25 protein-coding genes are annotated in these 24,066 nt (G+C 72.2%); 14 read left to right on the top strand and 11 right to left on the bottom strand.

From position 1 onward, the window contains the following. Window positions 1-3: 3 nt before the first annotated feature. The 5 genes from lipB to lpdA all read right to left on the bottom strand — a co-directional run bounded on the left by lipB (window position 4) and on the right by lpdA (window position 5,559). Entirely contained in the window at window positions 4-747 is a 744-nt protein-coding gene (gene lipB / locus ACFSZT_RS24915; protein WP_377385047.1) for a lipoyl(octanoyl) transferase LipB, read from the bottom strand. Next, complete coding sequence (locus ACFSZT_RS24910) at window positions 744-1,373, bottom strand: phosphatase PAP2 family protein (RefSeq protein WP_377385049.1); 630 nt, start codon at window positions 1,371-1,373, stop codon at window positions 744-746. Before ACFSZT_RS24910 ends, lipB begins: the two co-directional genes overlap by 4 nt. Window positions 1,374-1,377: 4 nt before the next feature. Beyond that, window positions 1,378-2,262, bottom strand: coding sequence for a TIGR01777 family oxidoreductase (locus tag ACFSZT_RS24905; protein WP_377385051.1), 885 nt, complete (start codon window positions 2,260-2,262; stop codon window positions 1,378-1,380). Between the two features lie 73 nt (window positions 2,263-2,335). Beyond that, entirely contained in the window at window positions 2,336-4,135 is a 1,800-nt protein-coding gene (gene sucB, locus ACFSZT_RS24900; RefSeq protein WP_377385053.1) for a 2-oxoglutarate dehydrogenase, E2 component, dihydrolipoamide succinyltransferase, read from the bottom strand. A gap of 50 nt (window positions 4,136-4,185) precedes the next feature. Beyond that, a complete protein-coding gene (gene lpdA / locus ACFSZT_RS24895) occupies window positions 4,186-5,559 on the bottom strand; it encodes a dihydrolipoyl dehydrogenase (protein WP_377385055.1) in 1,374 nt (457 codons plus the stop codon). Between the two features lie 177 nt (window positions 5,560-5,736). Here lpdA and ACFSZT_RS24890 point away from each other — a divergent pair, with 177 nt between their 5' ends. Together ACFSZT_RS24890 and ACFSZT_RS24885 are read left to right on the top strand one after the other, a co-directional pair. Beyond that, window positions 5,737-6,096, top strand: coding sequence for an oxidoreductase (locus ACFSZT_RS24890; protein WP_377385057.1), 360 nt, complete (start codon window positions 5,737-5,739; stop codon window positions 6,094-6,096). A 111-nt stretch (window positions 6,097-6,207) separates the two neighbouring features. Beyond that, the gene (locus tag ACFSZT_RS24885; protein ID WP_377385059.1) at window positions 6,208-7,770 is read left to right on the top strand and encodes an alkaline phosphatase D family protein; all 1,563 of its coding nucleotides are present in this window, start codon (window positions 6,208-6,210) and stop codon (window positions 7,768-7,770) included. A 6-nt stretch (window positions 7,771-7,776) separates the two neighbouring features. Here the strand turns inward: ACFSZT_RS24885 and ACFSZT_RS24880 are convergent, their stop codons facing one another. Together ACFSZT_RS24880 and ACFSZT_RS24875 are read right to left on the bottom strand one after the other, a co-directional pair. After that, window positions 7,777-8,757, bottom strand: a complete 981-nt coding sequence (locus ACFSZT_RS24880) for an SMI1/KNR4 family protein (protein ID WP_377385061.1) — start codon at window positions 8,755-8,757, stop codon at window positions 7,777-7,779. Then, on the bottom strand, window positions 8,754-10,247 hold the full coding sequence (locus ACFSZT_RS24875) for a leucyl aminopeptidase (protein WP_377385063.1): 1,494 nt from the start codon (window positions 10,245-10,247) through the stop codon (window positions 8,754-8,756). The genes ACFSZT_RS24880 and ACFSZT_RS24875 overlap by 4 nt, the downstream gene beginning before the upstream one ends. Window positions 10,248-10,335: 88 nt before the next feature. On the opposite strand from ACFSZT_RS24875, the gene ACFSZT_RS24870 reads away from it, so the two are divergent. Then, entirely contained in the window at window positions 10,336-11,268 is a 933-nt protein-coding gene (locus ACFSZT_RS24870) for a hypothetical protein (RefSeq protein ID WP_377385065.1), read from the top strand. Beyond that, the gene (locus ACFSZT_RS24865; protein ID WP_377385067.1) at window positions 11,265-11,900 is read left to right on the top strand and encodes a DUF402 domain-containing protein; all 636 of its coding nucleotides are present in this window, start codon (window positions 11,265-11,267) and stop codon (window positions 11,898-11,900) included. Before ACFSZT_RS24870 ends, ACFSZT_RS24865 begins: the two co-directional genes overlap by 4 nt. Window positions 11,901-11,906: 6 nt before the next feature. Here ACFSZT_RS24865 and ACFSZT_RS24860 read toward each other — a convergent pair whose 3' ends face one another. Continuing rightward, window positions 11,907-12,212 carry a hypothetical protein gene (locus ACFSZT_RS24860; protein ID WP_377385264.1) on the bottom strand — a complete coding sequence of 102 codons (306 nt, stop codon included), beginning with the start codon at window positions 12,210-12,212 and terminating at the stop codon, window positions 11,907-11,909. Between the two features lie 67 nt (window positions 12,213-12,279). Between ACFSZT_RS24860 and ACFSZT_RS24855 the strand changes: the two genes are divergently transcribed. Continuing rightward, window positions 12,280-13,383, top strand: coding sequence for a branched-chain amino acid aminotransferase (locus tag ACFSZT_RS24855; RefSeq protein WP_377385069.1), 1,104 nt, complete (start codon window positions 12,280-12,282; stop codon window positions 13,381-13,383). A gap of 328 nt (window positions 13,384-13,711) precedes the next feature. Here ACFSZT_RS24855 and cobT read toward each other — a convergent pair whose 3' ends face one another. The 3 genes from cobT to ACFSZT_RS24840 are packed head-to-tail and all read right to left on the bottom strand — an operon-like array spanning window position 13,712 to window position 15,981. Then, window positions 13,712-14,746 carry a nicotinate-nucleotide--dimethylbenzimidazole phosphoribosyltransferase gene (gene cobT, locus ACFSZT_RS24850; RefSeq protein WP_377385070.1) on the bottom strand — a complete coding sequence of 345 codons (1,035 nt, stop codon included), beginning with the start codon at window positions 14,744-14,746 and terminating at the stop codon, window positions 13,712-13,714. 9 nt (window positions 14,747-14,755) lie between these two features. Next, window positions 14,756-15,709, bottom strand: coding sequence for a sugar-binding transcriptional regulator (locus ACFSZT_RS24845; RefSeq protein ID WP_377385072.1), 954 nt, complete (start codon window positions 15,707-15,709; stop codon window positions 14,756-14,758). A 5-nt stretch (window positions 15,710-15,714) separates the two neighbouring features. Further along, complete coding sequence (locus tag ACFSZT_RS24840) at window positions 15,715-15,981, bottom strand: HPr family phosphocarrier protein (protein WP_377385074.1); 267 nt, start codon at window positions 15,979-15,981, stop codon at window positions 15,715-15,717. Window positions 15,982-16,111: 130 nt separating this feature from the next. Between ACFSZT_RS24840 and srlA the strand changes: the two genes are divergently transcribed. The 9 genes from srlA (at window position 16,112) to ACFSZT_RS24795 (ending at window position 24,033) form a co-directional block, all read left to right on the top strand. Beyond that, window positions 16,112-16,762 (top strand): PTS glucitol/sorbitol transporter subunit IIC, encoded by a 651-nt coding sequence (gene srlA, locus ACFSZT_RS24835; protein WP_377385075.1) that lies wholly within the window; start codon window positions 16,112-16,114, stop codon window positions 16,760-16,762. Then, window positions 16,759-17,796, top strand: a complete 1,038-nt coding sequence (gene srlE, locus ACFSZT_RS24830) for a PTS glucitol/sorbitol transporter subunit IIB (protein ID WP_377385077.1) — start codon at window positions 16,759-16,761, stop codon at window positions 17,794-17,796. The genes srlA and srlE overlap by 4 nt, the downstream gene beginning before the upstream one ends. Window positions 17,797-17,806: 10 nt before the next feature. After that, on the top strand, window positions 17,807-18,181 hold the full coding sequence (locus tag ACFSZT_RS24825; RefSeq protein ID WP_377385079.1) for a PTS glucitol/sorbitol transporter subunit IIA: 375 nt from the start codon (window positions 17,807-17,809) through the stop codon (window positions 18,179-18,181). Continuing rightward, the gene (locus ACFSZT_RS24820) at window positions 18,178-18,582 is read left to right on the top strand and encodes a transcriptional regulator GutM (protein ID WP_377385081.1); all 405 of its coding nucleotides are present in this window, start codon (window positions 18,178-18,180) and stop codon (window positions 18,580-18,582) included. The genes ACFSZT_RS24825 and ACFSZT_RS24820 overlap by 4 nt, the downstream gene beginning before the upstream one ends. Before the next feature lie 191 nt (window positions 18,583-18,773). Next, complete coding sequence (locus ACFSZT_RS24815; RefSeq protein ID WP_377385083.1) at window positions 18,774-20,081, top strand: NAD(P)H-dependent oxidoreductase; 1,308 nt, start codon at window positions 18,774-18,776, stop codon at window positions 20,079-20,081. Continuing rightward, entirely contained in the window at window positions 20,072-21,055 is a 984-nt protein-coding gene (locus ACFSZT_RS24810; RefSeq protein WP_377385085.1) for a thiamine pyrophosphate-dependent dehydrogenase E1 component subunit alpha, read from the top strand. The genes ACFSZT_RS24815 and ACFSZT_RS24810 overlap by 10 nt, the downstream gene beginning before the upstream one ends. Beyond that, window positions 21,052-22,065: an alpha-ketoacid dehydrogenase subunit beta gene (locus ACFSZT_RS24805; RefSeq protein WP_377385087.1), complete on the top strand. Its 1,014-nt coding sequence runs from the start codon at window positions 21,052-21,054 to the stop codon at window positions 22,063-22,065. The genes ACFSZT_RS24810 and ACFSZT_RS24805 overlap by 4 nt, the downstream gene beginning before the upstream one ends. A gap of 20 nt (window positions 22,066-22,085) precedes the next feature. Continuing rightward, on the top strand, window positions 22,086-23,276 hold the full coding sequence (locus tag ACFSZT_RS24800; RefSeq protein WP_377385089.1) for a dihydrolipoamide acetyltransferase family protein: 1,191 nt from the start codon (window positions 22,086-22,088) through the stop codon (window positions 23,274-23,276). Between the two features lie 7 nt (window positions 23,277-23,283). Then, the gene (locus tag ACFSZT_RS24795; protein WP_377385091.1) at window positions 23,284-24,033 is read left to right on the top strand and encodes an IspD/TarI family cytidylyltransferase; all 750 of its coding nucleotides are present in this window, start codon (window positions 23,284-23,286) and stop codon (window positions 24,031-24,033) included. The last annotated feature ends 33 nt before the right edge of the window (window positions 24,034-24,066 follow it).

Raw genomic sequence — 24,066 nt, 5'->3', positions numbered from 1 at the left:
GGGTCAGTTCTGGAGGGCGAAGGTCACGCCGGGAGCGCTGGGCTGCTCGCGACGCAGCCAGCGGTCCTCGCTCACCGGCAGCTCGCCCTCCAGCGCGGCCACCACGGCGTCGCGCGCGAGCGGCAGGGCCTCGGCGACGGTCACGTCACGGCCAAGCTCGGCTGACAACGAGGTGACGCCGGCGTCGCTGATGCCGCACGGCACGATCTTGTCGAACGCGCGGAGATCGGCGTTGCAGTTGAGCTCGAAGCCGTGCATGGTCACCCCGCGCTGCACGCGGATGCCGATCGCGGCGATCTTGCGTTCGGGCCGCCGGTCGTCCGCGGGCACCCACACGCCACTGCGTCCCTCGACGCGCCCGGTGTGCACGCCGAGCTGCTCGCACACGCGGATGAGCGCCTCCTCCAGGCGGCGCACGTAGTGCACGACGTCGATCGGGTCGGCGAGCTTCACGATCGGGTAGCCGACGAGCTGGCCCGGCCCGTGCCAGGTGATCCGCCCGCCCCGGTCGACGTCGATCACCGGAGTGCCGTCGGCGGGGCGGTCCTCGGGTTGCGTGCGCTTGCCGGCCGTGTACACCGACGGGTGCTCCAGCAGCAGCATCGTGTCGGGACCGAGGCCGTCCGCACGCCGGTTGACGTACTCACGTTGCAGGTCCCACGCCTCGAGGTAGTCGATCGTGCCGATCTCGCGGACGTCGACGGGTTCGGTGGTGGCGCGGCAGGATCTGGGCGCTTTCGCTGTCACGTCGACGAGGCTACGCCCGGCCGTTGCGCGGGCAACAGCCGTAGTGCCGCACCGGCGAGCAACCCCACACCGGTCACCGCCAGCACCGCGCCGACCGTATCGGTGAGCCAGTGCACGTCCAGCACCACACGGCTCGCGGCACACACCACCGTCGCGGCCGCCACGATCCACGTCATGGTGCGCACCAGGTGCGGCGCCAGCCACGCGCACAGCACCACGGCCGCGAACCCGGCGCTCGCCACCGACACCACGTGCCCGCTCGGGTAGGCGAAGTCGGGGTACACACGGGGCCGTTCCCGTTCGAACAGCGGCTTGGCCAGCCAGCTCGTCGCCCGGCACAACCCCAGCAGCACCAGCACCCGCAGCATCAGCGTGGCCCGCTGCCGGTCGCCGCGCCGCCACGCGGCGACGGCGGCCACCACCAGGCCCAGCGCGAACAGCACCGGGATCACAGGCCCCAGGATCGCGCTGACCACCTCCGCGACCCCGCCCGCCGGCCCGCGCCAGTCGCCGTGCAGGGCGGTGCCCAGCCACGTGTCGAGACCGCTCGGGTCGTCCCGCACCACCACGCCCAGTGCCGCGAAGGCTACCAGGGACAGCACACCCACGATCACGCCCGGGCGCACGTGCTCACACCACCGCCGCGAGCGCGTCGTCCAGGTCGGTGTGGCGGAAGGTGAACCCGGCGTCGAGCAGGCGGCGGGGCACCGCCCTCGGCCCGGTCAGGATCATCTCGTCGGCGGCCTCGCCCAGGACCGCCCGCAGAGCCGGTCGCGGAACCCACCACGGTGCGGGCCGGCGCAGGGCACGCCCCAGGGCGCGGGTGAAGTCGGCGTTGGTCACCGGCTGGGGCGCGACCAGGTTCACCGGACCGGAGACGTCCGGGTTCTCGAGCACGAACCGGACGGCATCGACGTGGTCATCGAGACTGATCCACGGCAGGTACTGCCTGCCGTCGCCGAGCCTGCCGCCGAGCCCCAGCCGGAACAGCGGCTTGAGTGGCGCGAGCAGGCCGCCCTGACGGGACAGCACGGGCGCCGTCCGCAGCAGGACGACCCGTGCGCCGGCGCGTGCGGCGGGTGCGCAGGCCGCTTCCCACGAGGTGCACAGCTCGGCGAGGAATCCGCTGCCCGCGGGCGCCGACTCGTCGACCTCACGCTCCCGGGCGTCGCCGTAGTAGTGGATCCCGGAGGCGTTCACGAGCACGGAAACGCCGTGCCCGGCGACGGCCTCCGCGAGCACCTCGGTGGACTCGATGCGGCTGTCGGCGATCAGCTGCTTGCGTTCCCCGCTCCACCGGCCTGCGCCCAGTGGGACGCCACACAGGTTCACCACGGCGTCCACACCGTCGAACGCGCCCTCGTCGATCCGGTCCGCCGGGGGATCCCACGAGCGCTCGTCCGCGGCGCGCACCGGCCGCCGGACCAGCCTGACGACGTCGTGCCCGGCCGTGCGCAGCCGGGGTACGAGGGCGCTGCCGATGAGACCGCTCGAACCGGCGACGAGAACTCGCATACCGTCCACCTTAGAGAGACACGGCGAAGGGGCGCCCACTCAGTGCGGACGCCCCTTCACCGTTCTCGCATTCCTACAGGCCGAGCTCGTCCTCGAAGTTGCCTTCCTCGAGCCGCTGCTTGATCGTCGTGAGGAACCGGCCGGCGTCGGCTCCGTCGATCAGGCGGTGGTCGTAGGTGAGCGGCAGGTACGCCATCGACCGGATGGCGATGGTGTCGTTGCCGTCGGCGTCGGTCACCACCACCGGGCGCTTGACGACCGCGCCCGTGCCGAGCATGCCCGACTGCGGCTGCACGATGATCGGCGTGTCGAACAGGGCGCCGTTGCTGCCGATGTTGGTGATGGTGAACGTGCCGCCGGTGAGCTCGTCCGGCGTCACCTTGTTGCTGCGGGCACGCTCCGCCAGGTCGGCGATGCGGTGCGCGAGACCGGCCAGGCTCAGCTCACCCGCGTCGTGAATCACCACCGAGAGCAGGCCGCGCTCGGTGTCCACGGCGATCCCGAGGTTGATCGCACCGTGGTAGGTGATCTCCTTCGTCTCCTCGTTGTAGGAGGCGTTGACGTTCGGGTGCTGCTTGAGCGCCTCGACGGTCGCCTTGGCGAAGAACGGCAGGAAGGTGAGGTTCACACCCTCCCGCTCGCGGAACGCGGCCTTCGCGCGCTGGCGCAGCTTGGCGATCTTGGTGACGTCGACCTCGTGCACCTGCGTCAGCTGGGCCGAGACCTGCAGCGACTCCTTGGTCTTGGTCGCCGTGATCTGCCGGATCCGGCTGGCCTTCTGCACGGTGCCGCGCAGCGCCGCCTTCTCGGCGTCGGACACCGGGGCCGGGCGGGACGCCGGGGCGGAGGGAGCGGCCGCGGCAGGCTGCTCCGGTGCCGGGGCCTGCTTCTGCTTGGCCTCGACGGCGGCGAGCACGTCCTGCTTGCGGATGCGCCCGCCGACCCCCGTGCCGGTCAGGCCGGCGAGGTCGATGTCGTGCTCGGCCGCGAGCTTGCGCACCAGTGGCGTGACGTACGGCGCGCCGGCGCCGTCACGACCCGCTGCCGGAGCGGCGGGCGCGGCCTGGGCAGGTGCCGGGCGGCTCTCCTGCTGGGGCGCCGGAGCGGGCGCGGGCTTCGGCTCGGGCGTGGGTTCCGGCTTCGGCTCGGGCTTCGCCTCCGGCGCGGGAGCGGCCTCCTGCTTGGGCTCCGGGGCCGGCTCGGGCTCGGGCTGCTTCGGCTGGGCCGGAGCGGCAGGCGCGGCGTCGGCGGAACCGATGACCGCGAGCTGGGCGCCGACCTCGACGGTCTCGTCCTCGCCGACGGAGATCTCCAGCAGCGTGCCGGCGACCGGCGAGGGCACCTCGGTGTCGACCTTGTCCGTGGAGATCTCGAGCAGCGGCTCGTCGACCTCGACCGTGTCGCCGACCTGCTTGAGCCACCGGGTCACGGTGCCCTCGGTGACGCTCTCCCCGAGCTCGGGCAGGGTCACCGGGGTACCGGAGGCCTGGCCACCGGATGGGGCGGGCTGGGCCGCGGGCGCCGCCTCCTGCCGGGCGGCCGGGGCCGCCTCCTGCTGTGCGGGCTCCGGCTCGGCCTGGGCGGGTTCGGCGGCGGGTTGCGCGGGCGCCGCGGCGGGGGCCGCCGCACCACCGGAGCCGTCGTCGATCACGGCCAGCTCGGCGCCGACCTCGACCGTCTCGTCCTCCTGGGCGACGATCTTCTGCACTGTGCCCGCCACGGGCGAGGGCACCTCGGTGTCGACCTTGTCCGTGGAGATCTCCAGTAGCGGCTCGTCGACCTCGACCGTGTCACCCTCCTGCTTCAACCACCGGGTGACGGTGCCCTCCGTGACACTTTCCCCGAGCTCCGGCAATGTGACGGAGTACGCCATCGTTCGCTGACTCCCTTGAGTTGTTCTGGTGTGGTCTGGATGCGGTGCCGTCAGCCGTGGACGTGCAACGGCTTGCCCGCCAGCGCGAGGTGCGCCTCGCCGAGGGCCTCGGTCTGGGTCGGGTGCGCGTGGATCAGCGGCGCGACGTCCTCCGGGAAGGCCTCCCAGTTGTAGATCAGCTGGGCCTCGCCGATCAGCTCGCCGACCCGGTCGCCCACGAGGTGCAGGCCGACGACCGGCCCGTCCGGCGCCTTGACCAGCTTGACCGCGCCGGAGGTCTTGAGAATCTGGCTCTTGCCGTTGCCCGCCAGGTCGTAGGTGAAGGTCGTGATGTCCGAGCCGTACTTCTCCCTGGCGGCCGACTCGGTCAGCCCGACCGACGCGACCTCCGGGTGGGAGTAGGTGACGCGCGGGATGCCCGCCTCGTCGATCGGCTTCGGGTTCAGCCCGGCGATCTCCTCCGCGACGAACACGCCCTGCTGGAAGCCGCGGTGCGCCAGCTGCAGGCCGGGGACGATGTCGCCGACGGCGTAGACGTTCGGCAGGTTGGTGCGCAGCCGCTCGTCGGTGAGGACGAACCCGCGCTCCATGCGCACGCCGGCCTCGTCGTAGCCGTGGCCCGCGGTGTTGGGGCCGCGGCCGACGGCGACCAGCAGCACGTCCGCCTCCAGCGTCTCGCCGGATTCCAGCGACACGCTCACGCCGTTGTCGTCCTGCTTGGCGCCGGTGAACTTCACGCCGGTCTTGAAGCCGATCTTGCGGCGGCGGAAGGCCCGCTCGAGCTGCTTCGACGCGAACTCGTCCTCATTGGGCACGAGCCGGGGGAGCGCCTCGACGATGGTGACGTCCACCCCGAACGAGGCCCAGACACTCGCGAACTCGACACCGATGACGCCGCCGCCGAGCACCACGGCCTTCTTGGGCACGTAGTCCAGCTTGAGCGCGTCCTCGCTGGCGATGATGCGGCCGCCGAGTTCGAGGCCGGGCAGCGACTTGGAGTAGGAGCCGGTGGCCAGGATGACGTTCTTGCCGGTGTAGCGGGTGCCGTCGACGTCCACCGAGGTACCGCCCGCGAACGTGCCGGTACCCTCGACGTAGTTGATCTTGTGGGCCTTGGCGAGTCCCTGCAGTCCCTTGTAGAGGCGCGTGATGACCGAGTCCTTGTACTTGTGGACTCCGGCCATGTCGACGCCCTCGAGGGCCGTCTTGACGCCGAACTGCTCGCCGTCGCGGGCCGAGTCGGCGACCTCGGCGGCATGCAGCAGCGCCTTGGTCGGGATGCACCCTCGATGCAAGCAGGTGCCGCCCAGTTTGTCCTTCTCGATCAAGGTGACGGACAGGCCCAGCTCGGCGGCTCGGAACGCCGCGGCGTAGCCACCGGAACCGCCACCCAGGATCACCAGGTCGGCTTCAGCGTCGCTCACTTCTCAAACTCCCTCGGCAGGCAGTGTCGTAGGTGTACACGGGCGCCGGGTGCGCTCATCACACCTCATCTTGTCACCTCGCCTGACAAGCTTGCGACCTAGTGCTCCCGTGCGGCCGGCGGGCGGGGTACGCGCGGGATAATGATCGTGGAGCACCGGAGAGGAGAGGTGGTCGACGTGGGGCTGTTCGACTCGCTGCGCAGGAGGCGCGGACGCCGGGGCAAGCCGGGCACCCTCCGCAGCGCCACCCGGGCCGACACCGAGCATCTGGAACAGTGGGCGGCGGCCCGGCGGGGCGTCGAGGCCTTCGTGGAACCACGGACGACTGTCACCGACACCACAGTGGTGCTCGTCGCACACGACGGCGAGTGGACCCGGCGGCGCATCGGCAGCCTCGCGGCCGCGCAGGACTTCGGCCGCAAGCGAGCGATCCCCGTGTACGAGGTCGCGAAGACCGGCTACCCGAGGCGGATGCGCGAGTACACGGAGCGGCAGAAGATCCTCGAGCGGCGGCGCCAAACCGAACGCGATTCCTGAGTTCAGCCGCAAGCCCACCGCCTTCCACATGGCCGACGGCAATCGGCCACCTGGTGCTCAACCCGGACTGATGGCCTCTACGCCTGGTTCCCGGACAGGCGGAGGTCAACGATGAACAAATTCGATCGGCGCAGATTCCTCGGGCTGGCCGGCGCGGCAGGCGCCGGAGCGGCACTCGCGATGAGCGGCTTCTCCACCGCGTCGTCGGCGACGCCGGCGGCGCGGTCCCGGTTCGCCGGCGATCCCTTCTCCCTCGGCGTGGCATCGGGCGACCCGCTGCCCAGCGGGGTCGTGCTGTGGACCCGCGTCGCTCCCGACCCGCTGGCCGCCGACGGCTCCGGCGGCATGGCGGGCCGCGGGGTCGTGCCGGTGCAGTGGGAGGTCGCCGAGGACGAGCGGTTCGCCAAGCGCGTCGCGCACGGCGTCGAACGGGCCACCCCCGAGCTCGGCTACTCCGTGCACGCCGAGGTCGACACGCTGCGGCCCGACCGCGAGTACTTCTACCGGTTCCGCGTCGGCAACAAGATCAGCGCGACCGGGCGCACCCGCACCGCGCCCGAGGCGGGTGCGGACATGCGCGAGCTGGCGTTCGCGTTCGTGTCGTGCCAGAACTACCCGGCCGGGTACTACACCGCCTACCGGCACCTCGCCGAGGAGGACCTGCACGCCGTATTCCACCTCGGCGACTACATCTACGAGGGCCCCGGTCAGGGCAGCCTCGGCCGGGGACACCTGCCGACCACCGAGATCTTCTCGCTGGCCGACTACCGCGTCCGGCACGCCCAGTACAAGACCGACGCCGACCTCCAGCGGGCCCACGCGAGCTTCCCGTGGATCGTGACCTGGGACGACCACGAGGTGGACAACAACTACGCCGACGAGATCTCCGAGCACCTCGACGTCTCGCCCGAGACGTTCCTCGCTCGCCGCGCCGCGGCGTACCAGGCCTACTACGAGCACCTGCCGCTGCGCCGCACGTCCGTGCCGAACGGCCCGGACCTGCGCCTGTACCGGCGGCTGCGCTACGGCCGGCTCGCCGAGTTCAACGTGCTCGACGGCCGGCAGTACCGCAGTGACCAGGTGCAACAGGACTCGCCCGAGGCCCGTGACCCGGAGCGGAGCATGCTCGGCGCCGAGCAGGAACGCTGGTTGCTCGACGGCCTGGGCGCCTCGACCGCACGCTGGAACATCCTCGCCCAGCAGACCGTGCTGGCCCGTGCCGACCGTGACCCCGGCCCCGGCCTGGAACTGCCGATGGACAACTGGAACGGCTACGAGCCCGCGCGGCAGCGGTTGTTCGACGGTGTCGTCGAGCGCGGGGTCGAGAACATGGTGGTCATCACCGGCGACGCCCACTGCAGTATGGTCGCCGATCTCAAGCAGAACTTCGCCGATCCCGGCTCGCGGACCGTGGGCGCCGAGTTCCTGGGGACGTCGATCAGCTCGGGCGGCGACGGCGCCGATCTGGACACGCGTGGCCGGGAATGGCTGAGCTCCAACCCGCACATGAAGTTCTACAACCAGCGCCGCGGCTACGTCCGATGCGCGGTGGACCGCGACACCTACCGCGCCGACTACCGCGTGCTGCCCTACATCACGCGCCCGGACGCGCCGGTGCACACGCTGGCCGGGTTCGTCGTCGAGAACGGCAGGCCCGGGGTCCAGCAGGCGTAGCCGGGTTTACGGCTCCGCGCTGGCCTCCAGCAGGCGGAGGTGTTCCTCCAGCAGGGCGCGGATTCCGGAGTGCACGGTGGTGCCGAAGAGTTCGTCCCACTCGGCGACCTCGCCGGTGCCGGGCCGCAGCACGATCACGGGTGGGTCGCTGATCGTGACGGCGGACCCGGTGCCGGCGAGTTCGGACACCCCGAGCAGCCGGGGGAACACCACGTCGGCGCGCAGGCCGTCGCAGGTCAGCAGGAATTGGCGGTACTCGGCGGGCAGGCGCACGCCGAGCCTGCGCTCGGCATCGGCGATCGCGGCGGGTGACGCGGGTGGTGGCACCACACCCGGCTCGCCTCGCAGCCGCATGATCTCCGCGATCAGGTCACGCCAGTCGCGCCGGTCGCGTTCGGACCGATACCGCGTGGTGAGCGCGGCGATCAGGGCACCGGCGTAGTTCCACGCCCAGTCGGGGTCGACGGCGAGCGCGCCGCGCACCAGCAGCGGTGCCACGTGCCGGCACGCGGCGAGCGTGGCGACGTCCGGTCGTGGCAGCTCCCGCGCCACCTCGGCCCACCGGGCGAGGGCGGCCAGCGCGGCCCCGGTGTCGCCTGCCGCGGCCGCCTGCTCGGCCGCCGCGGCGTGCTCGCGCAGCGTCTGCGCTCGGGGTCCCGGTGTGCGTTTGGCGAGCACCTCGCGATGCGCTTCGGCCTCCGCGTCGAGATCGAGGGGTGGCAGTTCCCCGGCCCAGTCCGGGCGCTCGTCGCGGGCGGCGAACAGCATCGCCCACGCCCGCGCGGTCACCGCGTCGGAGGCGAGCCGGGTCGCCGGGCGGCCGGTGGCCGACCGCCAGTGCCGCACCAGCCGATCGGACTCACGAGTCGCTCCCGCGCACGCCAGCAACAGCGCCTCGTGCGCCACGGTCGCGTCGACACCCTCGTCGGTGGCCGTCAGCACCGCCCGCACGGCGCCCTCCGGGTAGCCGCCGGCGGCGCGGGTCACCCGTTGTCGGCGATGTCGGCGAGCACCGCGGCGATGGTCCGGACCGGCACGCCGGTGCCGCCCTTGGGCGTGTAGCCCCACGCTCCGCCGGTGTTGTACGCCGGGCCCGCGATGTCGATGTGCGCCCACGGCAGGCCGTCGGCCACGAACTCGCGCAGGAAGATGCCCGCGGCGAGCATGCCGCCCCAGCGCGAGCCGGTGACGTTGGCGAGGTCGGCGAGCTTGGAGTCAAGATCGGAGCGCAGCTCCTCCGGCAGCGGCATCGGCCAGCCGTTCTCGCCCGTGGCCTGCGCGATCGCCGCGACCCGGTCCCGGAACTCGTCGGAGCCCATGATGCCCGGGGTCCGGTTGCCCAGCGCCACCATCTGCGCGCCGGTGAGCGTGGACGTCTCGATGAGGTAGTCGGGGTCGTCCTCGGCCGCGCGCACGATGGCGTCGGCGAGCACCAGCCTGCCCTCGGCGTCGGTGTTGAGCACCTCGACGGTCTTGCCGCCGTACATGGTCAGCACGTCCCCCGGCCGGTACGACGTGCCCGACGGCATGTTCTCCGCGAGCGGGATGTAGGCGGTGACCTCCAGCGGGTACTTGAGCTTGGCCGCCAGCACCACCGACGCCAGCACGGCCGCGGCCCCGGACATGTCCGAGGTCATGTGGTCCATGTTGGCGGCGGGCTTGAGCGAGATGCCGCCCGTGTCGAACGTGATGCCTTTGCCGACGAGCGCGACCTTCTGCTTCGCCTTGGCGCCGCGGTAGGCGACGCGCACGAGCCGCGGCGGGCGGGAGGAGCCGCCGCCGACGCCGAGGATGCCGCCGTAGCCCTGCCGCTTGAGGGCCTTCTCGTCGAGCACCTCGATCTCGAGCCCGGCGTCCGCGGCCAGCTTGCTCGCGCGGTCGGCGAACGAGGCGGGGAAGAGGTCGTTCGGCGGGGTGTTGATGAGGTCGCGGGCGGTGCACACCGCCTCGGCGATCGCGGTGGACGCCTTGAGCTTGGCGCGGTGTTCCCGGGTCGTGCCGTCGGCGGGGCTCGCGACGTCCACGGTGGACACCGGCTTCTCACCCGGATCCGACTTGTACTCGGTGAAGGCGTACGCGCCGAGGACGGTGCCCTCGACGGCGGCCTGCAGGTCCACAACCGACAGTGTGGTGAGCGCCCGCTTGGTGCCGGCGAGGGCGCGCCCGGCCGCGCCCGCGGCGCGGCGCACCTGCTCCGGCGTCGGGTCGGGCGTGCCGAGCCCGACGGCCAGCACCACGCCGGCAGGCAGCTTGCCGAGCGTCGGCAGCTTCACGACCTCCTCGGCCGCGCCCGTGGCACCCAGCGTGGCGAGGACGTCGGTGAGGGTGCCGCCGAGGGCGGCGTCCACGATGTCCGCGCCGGGCGCGAGTTCCAGCCCGTCCGGACCCTTGAGGGTGCCGATCACGACGGCCTCCGCCCGGGTCTTCCCCAGCGAGGCCTCGGACAACTCGGTCAGGGCAAGCTTCGGCACGGTCACGTCGGGCTCCTCGTTCGAGTGCTTGGATCTCCTCGGCCATGCTATTGACGTCGTCGGGACCGGTGAGAGGTAGGTACGGAGCGTGCTGGTGGCTGTGGGTGTCCTCGGCGCGCTCGCCGTGGCCGCCTCGGCGGCGGGCTGGTGGGCGCCCGCCGGGATCGTGCTCGCGGCGGTGATCGCCTTCCTTGCCCGCCCGGCCGCGGATCCGGACGGCACCGGTCCGGCGGCCCCGGAGCTGGGCGGCAGGCGGGCGCGGCTGCTCGGCGGGCTGAGCGCGGCGGTGCGTCTGGCCGCCGTGGTGGTCGCCGCGACGACGTGCGCGGCCTACCTCGCGCCGGGGCACCGGGCCGCCGTGGCCGTGGTGGTCGTCGTGGTGGTCGCGCTCGCCGACATCGCCGGGGTGCGGCTGGACGCGTACTGGCGCCGATGGGTCGGCGGCCTGCTCACCGCCGCGGCGATCGCGTTCGTGGCGCTGTGTCTCGGGATCGCGCCCGCGGTGGAGCACGATCCCGTGGCGGCACCCCCGGTGCCCGGGGTGCTGCTCGCCGCCGCCGTGTTCGTGCCGTGGTTCGCCGGCCTGTCGGGACGGCGGCTGGCCGCGGGCGCCGCGCTCGCCCTGGCGGTCACCGGCGCGGCGCTGTACCAGCTGGGCGCGCTCCGCCTGGGGTTGTCGCCGACCTCGCTGCGTGATGTGTTCGCCGCCGCCGACGCCCGTGCCGTCGAACCGGCGCTCGGCGCCGTCGTCGTGCTGGCGACCGTGCCCGCGGCCCTCGTGGCGTTCAGTGGCGCGCGGGCGGGTCTGGCCTCCCGGGCGCGGGTGGCCCGCGCGGTCGTGCCGGCGGTGGTGGCCGCGCTGCTCGCCGCGGTGTTGAGCCCACTGGGGGCACTGCTCGTCGCGGCGGCCCTCGCGCTCGGCGAGATCGTCGCGGGGGTGTTCGTCAGAGGATCGAGGCGGCCGCGCGACGTCGCCACCGCGGTGCTGGCCGTGGCGTTGTTCGGCGGTCTGGTGACGGGGCTGTGAGCGGCCGGATCTGGGCGCCGGGGGAGACGGCGGTGCTGACGTTCGTCCGGCCGGACACCAGCGTCGGGCAGCAGCACCCGCTGCGCGTGCTCTCCGACGACGGCGAGCGCATGCTCGGCTGGCTTCCCGCCGGGACGCCGATCGTCGGCAGCAGGCTCGCCGACGGCAGGCGGATGCGGGACGCGCCGCTCGAGGAGCGGTTCACGGTGCCGCGCGTCCGCGTGCGCGACGCCTGGCACACGAGCTCCACCCTGCGGCTGATCGGCGAGTCGGCGTGGTCGTCGGTGTGGTGGTTCTTCGCCGCGGGCGGAGCCTTCACCGGCTGGTACGTCAACCTCGAGATCCCGTGTGGCCGGAACCGGTTCGGTCCGGAACGGATCGACGGGGTGCTGGATCTCCTCGTCCGGCCGGACGGCCGGTGGGAGTGGAAGGACGAGGACGAGGCGCAGGCCGCGGTGCGCGCGGGGAGGCTCACGGGCGAGCAGCTCGACCGGCTCCGTGCGGAGGGGCTGCGCTGCGCGGCGCTGGCCGAGCGGGGAGCGTTCCCGTTCGACGGCACGTGGACGACGTTCCGCCCCGACCCGGCGTGGCCTGTTCCCGAGCTGCCCGCGGAGCTGGTGTGCGACCTGTAGGGCCGGTCAGCTCATGGCGTAGGCCAGCAGGAACAGCACGCCGGCCACGGCGGTGAGCCCGGCCAGCGACTTGCCGGGAAGGTCGCGTGGGAAGACCTTGCCGTGGATGCCCGACCACCAGCCGATGGCGAGCACCGCGCCGATGATGGCGAGGATCCCGCCGAAGACGCCGACCATGAGGTAGCCGATCAGCACGAGCATGCCCGCCGCGAACGTCATGAGGGCTGCGGCCACGAGCGTCTTGACGTCTGACGCCGTGCCCGCGGAGACCTTGTTGACCTTGCCGGGGACTGCGGACTGCTGAGGGTGCATGCTCACACCGCCATGGTAGAGGCCGGGGAACGTTCCGACGTCCGACCAACCAGATATGCTCGGCGGCATGACGACGACGATCCCCTTCACCCGTACTCTGAGCACGCACGCCGCTTCCGCGGAGCGTGTAGCGGAGGTACTGGCGAAGCCGGGATTCGGCATCCACTTCACCGATCACATGGTGACGATCAAGTGGAGCGAGGAGCGTGGCTGGCACGACGCGGAGGTGCGTGCGTACGAGCCGCTGACCTTCGACCCCGCGACGGCGGTGCTCCACTACGGCCAGGCGATCTTCGAGGGACTCAAGGCCTACCGGCAGCCGGACGGCACCGTCGCCGCGTTCCGCCCGGACGCCAACGCCGCGCGGTTCCGCAACTCCGCGCGCAGGCTCGCGATGCCGGAGCTGCCGGACGAGCTGTTCATCGGCTCGATCCAGGAGCTCATCGCCGTCGACGAGCGGTGGGTCCCGACCAGGCAGGGCGATGCTCTGTACCTGCGCCCGTTCATGATCGCGACGAGCGAGGGTCTCGGCGTGAACCGGCCGGCCGCCGAGTACCTGTACCTGCTCATCGCCTCGCCCGCCGGTGCGTACTTCGACGGCGGCGTGAAGCCGGTGAGCGTGTGGCTGTCCACGGAGTACGTGCGCGCCGCCCCGGGCGGCACCGGCGAGGCGAAGTGCGCGGGCAACTACGCCGCGTCGTTCCTCGCGCAGGCGCAGGCCGTCGAGCAGGGCTGTGACCAGGTGGTGTGGCTCGACGCCGTGGAGCGCAGGTGGATCGAGGAGATGGGCGGGATGAACCTGTTCTTCGTCTTCGGTTCCGGTGCCGACGCGAAGGTGGTGACGCCCGAGCTCAGCGGGTCGCTGCTGCCCGGGATCACGCGGGACTCGCTGCTGCGCCTCGCGGCCGACCACGGGTACCGCGTCGAGGAGCGGCGCATCTCCACCGACGAGTGCGAGAAGGCGGCGGCCTCCGGCGAGCTCACCGAGGTGTTCGCGTGCGGCACGGCGGCGGTCATCACGCCGGTCGGCCGGGTCAAGCACGCGAAGGGCGGGTACACCATCCGCGGCGGCGAGCCCGGCGAGCTGACGATGAAGCTCCGCGAGGAGCTCGTCGGCATCCAGGAAGGCACCCGCCCCGACCCGCACGGCTGGATGCACAAGCTGGCGTGAGCGTTTTGGCCCGGCCCGGCCCCGTCTGGCGCGTCTGCCTGGCGGGGCCGTGGTGTTTGCCGTCCACGTCGCTGTGTCGGCCGTCCACGTCGCTGTGTCGGCCGTCGGCGGCGACCAGCGCAGCCGGGCCCCTCGGTGAGTCCGGGTAAACCCCGAGTCGACGTGCACGAGGCGCTCCGCCTACGACGCCGGCTGCCCACACCGTGACGCCAACGGCAGACACGGCGACTCAGGACGCAGACACGGTGACGCCAACGGCAGACACGGCGACACAGGACGCAGACAGGGCGCCCCGGTCGACCGGCCCGGTCCCCGACGACGACCCGGATCAGGTCACGTCGAGACCGGGCTCGGGATCCTTCGTGGGCAGGTCGGCGAGCAGGCGGACCGACGAGGCCAGCGCGGGCAGCACGGTCGCGGCGCCGGCGCCGCCGCCAAGCCGGATACCGAGGTCGACGACCGGCTCCAGATCCAGGTGCTCGAGTGCCATGACTTGAGCCGGCTCGTCGGCTCGGTGAGCGGCGAGCCACCACGCCCGCGCGCCTGGTGCCAGCTCCTCCGCCACGAGCGCGGCCGCGGCCGCGGGCAGGCCGTCGAGCACCGCCGGTGTGCGCCGGATCGCCGCCTGCGCCAGGAAACCCGCCATCGCGGCGAGGTCGGCGCCCCCGGCCGTGCGCAGCAGGGCGAGTGGGTCCCCGACCATCGGCCGCGCCCGCCGGAGCGCGTCGCGCACGGCGGCGGCCTTGCGCATCCAGCCGTTGTCGTCGATGCCGGAACCGCGCCCGATCACGGCCACCGGTTCGACCCCGGTGAGCGCGGCCACGACTGCGGAGGCCGGCGTCGTGCTGCCGACGCCGAGCTCGGCGGGCACGAGAAGGTCCGCGCCCTCGTCCACCTCGGCGTCGGCGATCCGCATGCCGGCCCGCACCGCGGCCTCGGTCTCCTCGTCGGTGAGGGCGTCCTCGACGTCGATGGAACCGGACCCGCGCCGCACCGTGAACTCCGAGGCCTCGGCCCGGTCCACGCCGACGTCCACCACGCGCACCCCGGCACCGGCCGCGGCGGCCAGGACGTTGACAGCCGCGCCGCCCGACTCCACGGCGGCGAGCAGCTCGCGGGTCAGTTCCGGGTCGTTGGCCGAGACGCCCTTGGCCGCGATGCCGTGGTCGGCGGCGAACACCACGATCCGCATCCGGCGCAGCGGCCGGGGCGGTGACTGGCCCTGGCACGCGGCGATCCAGGCGCCCAGGTCCTCGAGCTTGCCCAGCGATCGGGCGGGTTTCAGCAGCGCGGCCTGGCGCCGGTACGCCTCGGCCCGGGCGATCTCGTCGGGATGGGGAACGGTCGCGAACTCGATGCGCACGCGCCCAAGCTACCGGGTGGCGCGGGCGAGCAGAGCCCTGGCCAGGGAGCTGTCACAGATCAGCACGTCGAGCACGGTGGTCCGCAACGCGCCGAGCACGCCACGTGCCTTCTCGGGGCCGGCGGCCACCCCAGCGACGGTCGGGATGGCCGCCAGGTCGGCGAGTGACACTGCGAGCACGCGGTCGTCGGTCGGTCCGGTGACGGCCTTGCCCTCGGCGTCGAAGAACCGCGCGCAGACGTCGCCCGCGGGGCTTGCGGCCTCGAAGCCCGCCCGCTCCTGGTCGCTGAGGTTCATCGCGGTGACCAGCGCCGCAGACGACCCGTGGCCGACACTGCCGACGCCGACGAGGGCCACCTGGACCCGTCGGGCGGCGTCCAGGGTGGCCTGCACGGCGGGCTCGGCGAGCAGCACGTCGCGGCCCGCCTTGGACGTCAGCAGGGCCGGTGCGTGCAGCCGCTGGTACCTGCCGCCGAGCCTGCCCGCGAGGTCGCGGACGAGCTCCTCGCCACTGATGGCCGTGTCCACAGCGGACAGTCCGCCCACCAGCGGGACGACCTCGACATCCAGGCCGCCCTCGTCCGGAATGGCCTGCACCACGGCTTGCACGCTGTGTCCCCAGGACACCCCGATCTGCTGCCCGGACTGGGTCACCTCGAGCAACCAGCGGGCGCCGAGGTCGCCGACCCTCGACAGTGGACGGTCGCCGCTGTGGATCTCCGCCACCCGGCAGTCGCGCAACCCGAACCGCGCCGTGAGTTCGGCCTCGAGCTGCATGTCGCGACCGGTCGGGTCGTTGATCTGAATGCGCACGATGCCCCGTTCGCGCGCCGCGGTGAGCATTCGCGAGACGCTGGAGCGGCTCACCTGCAGCGTGGTGGCGATCTCGTGTTGCGACCGGCCCTCCTCGTAGTACAGGCGGGCCGCCTTCACGAGTAGTTGCTGATCGCGTGGTGCGGGCATGTGCCTCACGCGTCCAAATCGGACGTGAGCAACCGGGAGAGTTCGGTCAGTGCCTGGTCGGCCTGGTCGCCTTCGGCGCGCAGCACCACCTCCTCGCCGTGCCCGATGGCGAGGCTCAGGACGGACAGCATGCTTCGCGCGTCCACGAGTTCGGTTCCGGGCCTGCCGATGCGCACGTCGCCCGGCTGGCCGCTTGCGGCCTTGACGAACAGACTTGCCGGCCTGGCGTGCAGGCCCACCGAGGACGCTATCTTCACCCGGATCTCTGGCATGCGAGCTCCTTTGCTTCGGGGTCTTGTCGGCGGTTGAGCCGCATGTTACACACGTCACTGGCAAACGTGAAGAACGTACGCACAAATGTGCATAATGCCGCAGGTGGGGGGCCGAGAAGGAGGCCAGGGAATGCAAGTGCTTGCTGTAATGGCGCAGCAGCAACCGGATCAGCCCGCGGGCGAATCGAGCGGTGGCGTGCTGGGCGTCTTCGAGTGGCTGGGCACCCACTTCATCGGATTGTTCGAGGAGTCGGGCGAGCAGTTCGTCGGGCTGGTGACCGGCATCCTGCCGACGTTGATCGTGCTGCTCACCTTCATGTACGCGCTCACCACGTTCATCGGGGAGCAGCGCGTGACGAGGGCGGTGCAGTGGTCGGCCCGCTGGTGGATCACCCGGTACACGGTCATGCCGGTGATCGCGGTGCTGATGCTGACCAACCCGATGTGCTACTCGTTCGGCCGGTTCCTGCCCGAGCGGCACAAGCCGGCGTTCTACGACTCGGCGGTGTCCTTCGTGCACCCCGTCACCACGTTCTTCCCCTACGCCAACGCGGGCGAGCTCTTCGTCTGGCTGGGCATCGCCAACGGCATCACGCAGCTGGGCGAGTCGACCGTGCCGGTGGCGCTGCGGTACTTCCTCGTCGGCATCGTGGTGATCTTCATTCGCGGCATCGTCACGGAGAAGCTCACCGCGTTCATGATCAAGCGGACCGGCCGTACCGAGGTGTTCGCCGACTTCGACCGTGAATTCGAGGCTGCGAAGGCGGGTGCGCGGGCATGAGTGAGATGGAGACCCACGTGGGTCAGGCGGTGTTCGTCCGGCCCGGCGCGGGCGGCTGGGGGCGCGGGCTGACGCTGCGCACGGAGGGCAGCCGCACCAAGGTGCTGTCGGTGACCGGTGGCGGCATCCATCCCGTGGCGGCGAGGATCGCGGAGCTGATCGGCGGCGAGGCCGTCGACGGGTTCACCACGAGCGTGCCGGACGAGGAGGTGGTGGCCGCGGTCATCAACTGCGGTGGCACGGCGCGCATCGGCGTCTATCCGCGCAAGGGGATCCCCACGGTGGACGTCTACCCGGGCGCGCCGGGCGGGCCGCTGGCGAAGTTCATCACCGAGGAGCTGTTCGTCTCCGCCGTCGGTGTGGGCGAGATCGAGCCGTCCACATCGGAGGCAGCGAAGGCGTCCGGGGCGCCGGCACCGGACGTCCCCGCGCGGGAGGAGCGACCGTCCGCCGTGGACGTGGCGGGAACGGTCACGGGGGGCGGTCGCGTCGGGCAGGCGTTCAACTCGATCACCGGCGTGTTCGTCCGGTTCGGTTCCGCGGTCGGCTCGTTCGTCAACACGATGCTGGCCGCGGGCAGGCAGACGGTCGACCTGACGCTGAAGACCATCCTGCCGTTCATGGCCTACGTGAGCCTGCTGCTCGGCATCGTCACCTACACCGGCGTCGCGCAGTGGATGGGCGAGGTGCTCTCGCCCATCGCGAGCAACCCGGTCGGTCTCATCGCGATCAGCTTCGTGGTGGCGTTGCCGTTCCTGTCGCCCGTGCTCGGTCCGGGTGCGGCGATCGCGCAGGTCATCGGCACGCTCATGGGCAGCCAGATCGCGATCGGGGCCCTGCCGGTGCAGTACGCGCTGCCGACGCTGTTCGCCATCAACGGCCAGGTGGGCTGCGACTTCGTGCCGGTGGGCCTCGCGCTCGGCGAGGCGAAACCGGAGACGGTCGCCGTCGGCACGCCTGCCGTACTCATCAGCCGCATGATCACCTCGCCGCTTGCGGTCGTCATCGCCTGGGCCGCAAGCTTCGGGCTCTAGGAGGAAAACCATGAGCGTGTACTACGAAAGCACTGTGCTGCGCGCCGGCGCGGAGGCCGGCGACATGGTGGAGGGTGGCGTCGTCATCCTGTACGCCGACCCGATTCCGGACGCGCTGGAGAGCGTCAGCGTCGTGCACAGCCCGGCCAAGGGCCCGGAGCGGGAGATCCGTCCGGGCGACGTGTTCTGCATCGGCGACGAGCAGGTGGAGCTCGTCGCGGTCGGCGACCGGGCCCACGAGAACCTGCGCACCCTCGGCCACATCGTCGTGTACCTCAACCCGGGCGAGGGCACGTCGTTGCTGCCGGGCGCGGTGCACGGCAAGGGCACGGTGTCGATTCCGCAGGCCGGCGCCCGCGTCGCGTTGCGGGGGACGGCGACATGACCTGGCAGGCGGTGCTCGTGCTGCTCGCCGCGTTCGTGGTCGCGGGCGTGCTGAGCTATCGCCAGCACCTCGGCTACCAGCGCGCGGTCAACGAGCTGGCCGCGGAGGAGAACCGCAGCGGCATGCTGCTCGTCAGCGGGCGGTCCAAGGGACGGCTGCGGGGTGCGGTCGTGCTGCTGGTGATCGACCGCAGGCGCGGCACGGTGACCCGCGCGCGGGCCATGGAGGGCGCCTCGGTGTTCGCCCGCTTCTCCGAACGTCCGGAGCTGGCCGGTCCGGTCGAGGGTGCCGAGGAGCGCGCCGGGTCGAAGGCGCTGGCCAAGGCCGTCCACGAGGCGCTGGGCATGGCCGGGCGGCTGAACGCGGGTGCTCTCCGGTCCACGAGGTCCCGGGCCGCCTGACAACCACGGTGAAGGCCGCTTTCCTGTCACAGGCGGGAAAGCGGCCTTCGCCATGTCCGCGGTTTGCACGGATGTGCACAGCTCGTGGGCTTGTGTGCCGTTGATTTCCCGTGCTACCAAAGAAGAACCAAGGTGCACACGTAGTGCACAAACGTGCAAACCGCGCAAGGGTGCGGACCGGAGGGGTGCGGATGAGTTATGTCGATCGGCTGCGAGCACGCGAGCGGGAACGGGGCCGTCCGGTCCGTATCGGACTGGTCGGTGCCGGGCAGATGGGCCTCGGCTTCGTCGTCCAGGCGAGCCGCATCGCAGGAATGGAGGTCGCGGCCATCGCCGACATCGCCCCCGAACGCGGCAAGCGGGCCTTCGCCGAGGCTGGCCGCGGTGACGTCGTGGCGAGCGAGGACCGGGCCGAACTCGCCCGGGCCGTCGAGGCCGGGACGCCCGTCGTGACGGCTGACGCGACGATGCTCACCGCGCTGCCGGTGGACGTCCTCGTCGATGCGAGCGGAGTCCCCGAGGTCGGCGCGCAGGTCGCGTTCGCCGGACTGCTCGCGGGCAAGGACATCGCGATGCTCAACGTCGAGTGCGACGTCACCGTGGGTTACCTGCTCGCCCGCCTCGCCGAGCGCACCGGCCGCGTCTACACCGTCTGCCGGGGCGATGAACCGGTGGAGTGCAAGGCCCTCGTCGACTACGTGCGTGACATCGGCTTCGAGGTGGTCTGCGCGGGCAAAGGCAAGAACAACCCGCTCGACCCCTCCGCCAACCCGGACTCGGTGGCCGAGCAGGCCGCGGCCAAGGGCATGAACCCGCACATGCTGGCGAGCTTCGTCGACGGTTCCAAGACCATGATCGAGATGGCTGCACTGGCCAACGGCACGGGGCTGCGGGTGCCCGCCCGTGGCCTGACGGGTCCACATTGCACAGTGGAGGGACTCGCGGAGACGTTCCGCCCCGCCGCCGACGGGGGAGTGCTCCCGGAAGCCGGTGTGGTCGACTACTGCACGGGTCCGGTGGCGCCGGGCGTGTTCGTGATCGGCCGCAGCGACCACCCGGCCGTCGTGGGCGAGATGGCCTACCTGGGCATGGGCAAGGGGCCGTACTACGCCTTCTACCGGCCGTACCACCTCGCCAGCGTGGAGGCGCCGCTGTCGGTGGCCCAGACGGTGCTCGACCGCACGCCGAGCCTCGCGCCGTCGGCGTGGAACGCCGAGGTGCTCGCCGTCGCCAAGCGCGATCTCCGCGAAGGCGAGACCGTGGACGGCATCGGTGGCCACACCGTGTACGGCGTCACCGACAGCGCTGAGAACGCCCGCGCGGGCGACCACGTCCCGCTCGGGCTGGCCGCGGGCGCCCGCGTACGCCGGGACGTGCCCGCGGGCACCGTGCTGACCTCGGCGGACATCGCCGTGGACGAGACCACCACGATCGCCACGCTGCGCAGGCTCCAGGACCGCCTGCTCGCCGGGGAGGAGGTGACGGAGGCATGGATCTGACGAAGGACGCGACGGCCGCCCGGCGGACGCTCACGACAATGTGGACGATCCGCCGGTTCGAGGAGGCGGTGGACGACCTGTTCGCCCGCGGGCTCATGCACGGCACCATGCACTTGTCCATCGGGCAGGAAGCCGTTCCGACCGGCGCGTGCCTCGCGCTGTCCGACGGCGACTACATCACGTCCACCCACCGCGGTCACGGGCACTGCATCGCGAAAGGGGCTCGCCTCGACGCGATGATGGCCGAACTGCTGGCCAAGGAGACGGGGTACTGCCGCGGCCGGGGCGGCTCCATGCACATCGCCGACGTGGCGACGGGCAACCTCGGCGCCAACGGCATCGTCGCCGGGGGAGTGCCGATCGCCGCCGGTGCCGGGCTGGCCGTGGCCATGCGGGGCGGCGACGAGGTGGTGGTGAGCTTCTTCGGCGACGGCGCGGTCAACGAGGGCGCCTGGCACGAGGGCGTGAACCTCGCCGCGATCTGGGACCTGCCCGTGGTGTTCGTGTGCGAGAACAACCACTACGGCATGTCGATGCCGGTCGAGCGCGCGTTCAAGGTGAACCGGCTGGCCGACCGGGCCGCGGCGTACGGCATCCCGGGCGTGACCGTGGACGGCAACGACCCGCAGGCCGTGCACGACGCCGTCTCCGATGCCGTGCACCGGGCGCGGGCCGGGCGCGGACCGTCGTTCGTGGAAGCGGTGACCTACCGCTGGAAGGGTCACTCCAAGAGCGACAAGAACCTCTACCGCACGCGCGAGGAGATCGAGTCCTGGCGCGAGCGGGACCCGATCACCCGCTTCGAACAGGCGGTGGCGGGCACACTGTCCGAATCGGACATCGAGGCGTGCCGGGCAGAGGCCCGCGACCGGGTGCGCGAGGCGATCCGCGTCGCCAACGCGGCACCGGACGCCGACGCGGAATCCCTGACCGATGCCGTCTACGCGGCCGTCTCCCCGGGAGCAGGCGCATGACCACCACCGTGGAGCAACCCATCGGTGTCCGGACGCTCACCTATGCCGAAGCCGTCCGGGAGGCACTGGACCAGGCCATGACCGCCGACGAGCGGGTGTTCCTGCTCGGCGAGGACGTGGGCACCTACGGCGGCGCCTTCGGCGTCACCGGCGACCTCGTGCACCGCTTCGGGCCCGACCGGGTGCGCGACACCCCGATCAGCGAGCTGGGCATCGTGGGTGCCGCGGTGGGCGCGGCGCTGGCGGGCATGCGACCGGTGGTGGAGATCCAGTTCTCCGACTTCACCGCACAGGCCATGGACCAGATCGTCAACCAGGCGGCGAAGATCCACTTCATGCTGGGCGGCGCCGCGACCGTGCCGATGGTGCTGCGGGCGCCCGGCGGCTCGGGCACCGGCGCCGCCGCTCAGCACTCGCAGAGCCTCGAGGCGTGGTTCGCACATGTCCCCGGACTCAAGGTGGTCATGCCGAGCACGCCCGCCGACGCCAAGGGCCTGCTGCTCGCGGCCATCGACGACCCGAACCCGGTGATCGTGCTCGAGCACAAGCTGCTCTACAAGCAGAGCGGTCCCGTGCCGGAGGACGCCACCCGCGTGCGGCTCGGCGAGACGGCGGTCCGCCGCACCGGCACGGACATCACGATTGTCGCCACCGGCGTGATGGTGTCCCGCGCGCTGGAGGCGGCCGAGCGGCTGGCGGCCGAGGGCATCGACGCGAGCGTGCTCGACCCGCGCACGCTCCGCCCGCTCGACGCGCAGACCATTGTGGACAGCGTGATCGCCACCGGCCGGGCGCTGCTGGTCCAGGAGGCGCCGAAGACCGGCGGTTTCATGGCCGAGATCGCCGCACGGATCGTGGAGTCGCCCGCGTTCGGGCACCTGCGCGCCCCGGTGGCGCGGCTGTGCGGGCTCGACGTGCCGATCCCGTACGCGCCGCAGCTGGAACGCGCCGCCGTGCCGCAGGTGGAGGACATCGTGCGCGAGGTGGGGGAGCTGGTGCGGCGGTGGTAGCCAGGGAGATCCCTCTGGTCATGCCGAAGATGTCGATGACCATGACCGAGGGCGTGTTCGTGGCCTGGCGCAAGACCGAGGGCGAGCCGGTGCGGCAGGGCGAGGTCGTGTGCGAGGTGACCACCGACAAGGTCGACATGGAGGTGGAGGCGACCGTCGACGGCGTGCTGACCCGGCTCGTCGCCGAGCCCGAGGACGTCATCGCCGTCGGCGAGCCGATCGCCTACGTCTCCTCGGAGGCCGACGACCTGCTGGACGGCCTCTTCGACGGCCCCGCACCGGACCCGGGCCCGCGTGACCCGGCGGCCGAGCCGGATGTCCGCAACGGCGAGCCCGTGTCCCACGACGCCGAGCCCGTGTCCGGCAACGCCGAGCCCGTGTCGCGCAACGGCGAACCCGTGTCCCGCAAGGCCGAACCCGTGTCCCGCAACGGGGCCGGCCCGCGTGCCGTACCCGGCATCGCCGCCGTTCCCGCCGCTCGGCGGCTCGCCGCCGAACGCGGCATCGATCTCGCCAGCGTCACCCCGACCGGACCGTGGCGGACCATCCGGCTCGCCGACCTGCCCGCGGCAGGCGGCGCCCGGCCGCGCAACGGCCGCGCCGCCATCGCCCGCCGGATGTCGGCGAGCGCGCAGGTACCGCAGTTCGTGCTGTACCGCGACGTCGACCTGGAGGCCGCAGCGAGCCGGCGCGGGAGCGCGAGCTGGACGGTGGTGTTCACCAAGGTCCTGGCGACGGCGTTGCGCAGGCATCCCGGCCTCAACGCCTCCTGGGGCGACGGCGCACCCGTCCCGCACGAGCACGTCGCCGTCGCGCTCGCCGTGGACACCCCGCGCGGTCTGCTCGCGCCCGTGCTCACCGACCCGGACCGGGACGCACTCGACGTGCTGGCGGACCGCATCGACGATGTGGTGGCGCGGGCCCGCGGCGGCAGGCTCGGGCTGGCGGAGCTGACCGCGCCCGCGTCGAGCACGCTGTCCAACCTCGGTGGGTCCGGGGTGGGCGGTTTCCAGGCGCTGCTGACCCCGCCGCAGCCCACCGCGCTGGCGGTCGGCACCGTCGAGCCGAAGGTGGTGCCCGTGCCCGGTGGCGTCGGCGTCCGGCTGCGCTGCACGCTCGGTCTCAGCGTCGACCACCGGGTCGCCGACGGCGTCGCGGGCGCCCGGCTGCTCGGCACGATCCAGGAGCTGCTGGACGGCGAGCTCGTATGATCCCGGTGTGGCGGAACGGAAAGCCCGGCGCGGGCGCGGCCGACGGGTGCCGTATGCGGCCGGTGTCGTGCTGGCCAGCGGCGCGGGAACGCGGGTCGGGGCCGGCATCAACAAGGTCTACCTGCCGCTCGCCGGACGCCGGCTCGTCTCCTGGTCGCTGGGCGCGTTCGCCCGTGTGCCCGAGATCGGGGTGCTCGTGCTCGTGGCGCGGCCGGAGGACGGCGAGCTCGTCGAGTGGGTGCTCGACCGGGAGATCGAGGCAGCGGTGGAGGTGGTCTACGGCGGGGAGACCCGGCAGGAGTCGGAACTCAAGGCGCTGCGCCATCTGGCCAGCCGCATCGACGAGGGCAGTATCGACACCGTGCTGCTGCACGACGCCGCCCGCCCGCTGGTCAGCCCCGCGCTCATCGCCGGCGTGCTGCACGAGGCGCGCGAACACGGCGGCGCCATCCCCGGCTTGCCCGCCGAGGACATCGTGGCGGTCGGGGACGACGGCAGCACGCTGGCCGAGCACGCGCCGGGGCCGATCATCCGCGCCCAGACGCCGCAGGGGTTCCGGGCCGCGCCGCTGCTGGCCGCCTACGAGCAGGCCGCGCGGGAGGAGTTCCTCGGCACGGACACGGCGTCCTGCATGGAGCGCTACTCCGACCTGCCGGTGCACTGGGTGCGCGGCGAGCAACAGAACTTCAAGATCACCTATCCGCACGATCTCGTGATCGCCGAGCAGGTGCTCGCCGCGGCGGACTACCAGACATGACGTCGACGAGGACGGATGAGAGGGACATGGTGG

This window comes from Prauserella oleivorans, assembly GCF_042685745.1.
Lineage (GTDB): Bacteria > Actinomycetota > Actinomycetes > Mycobacteriales > Pseudonocardiaceae > Prauserella_A > Prauserella_A oleivorans.
This window is presented reverse-complemented; position numbering and strand designations above follow the sequence as displayed.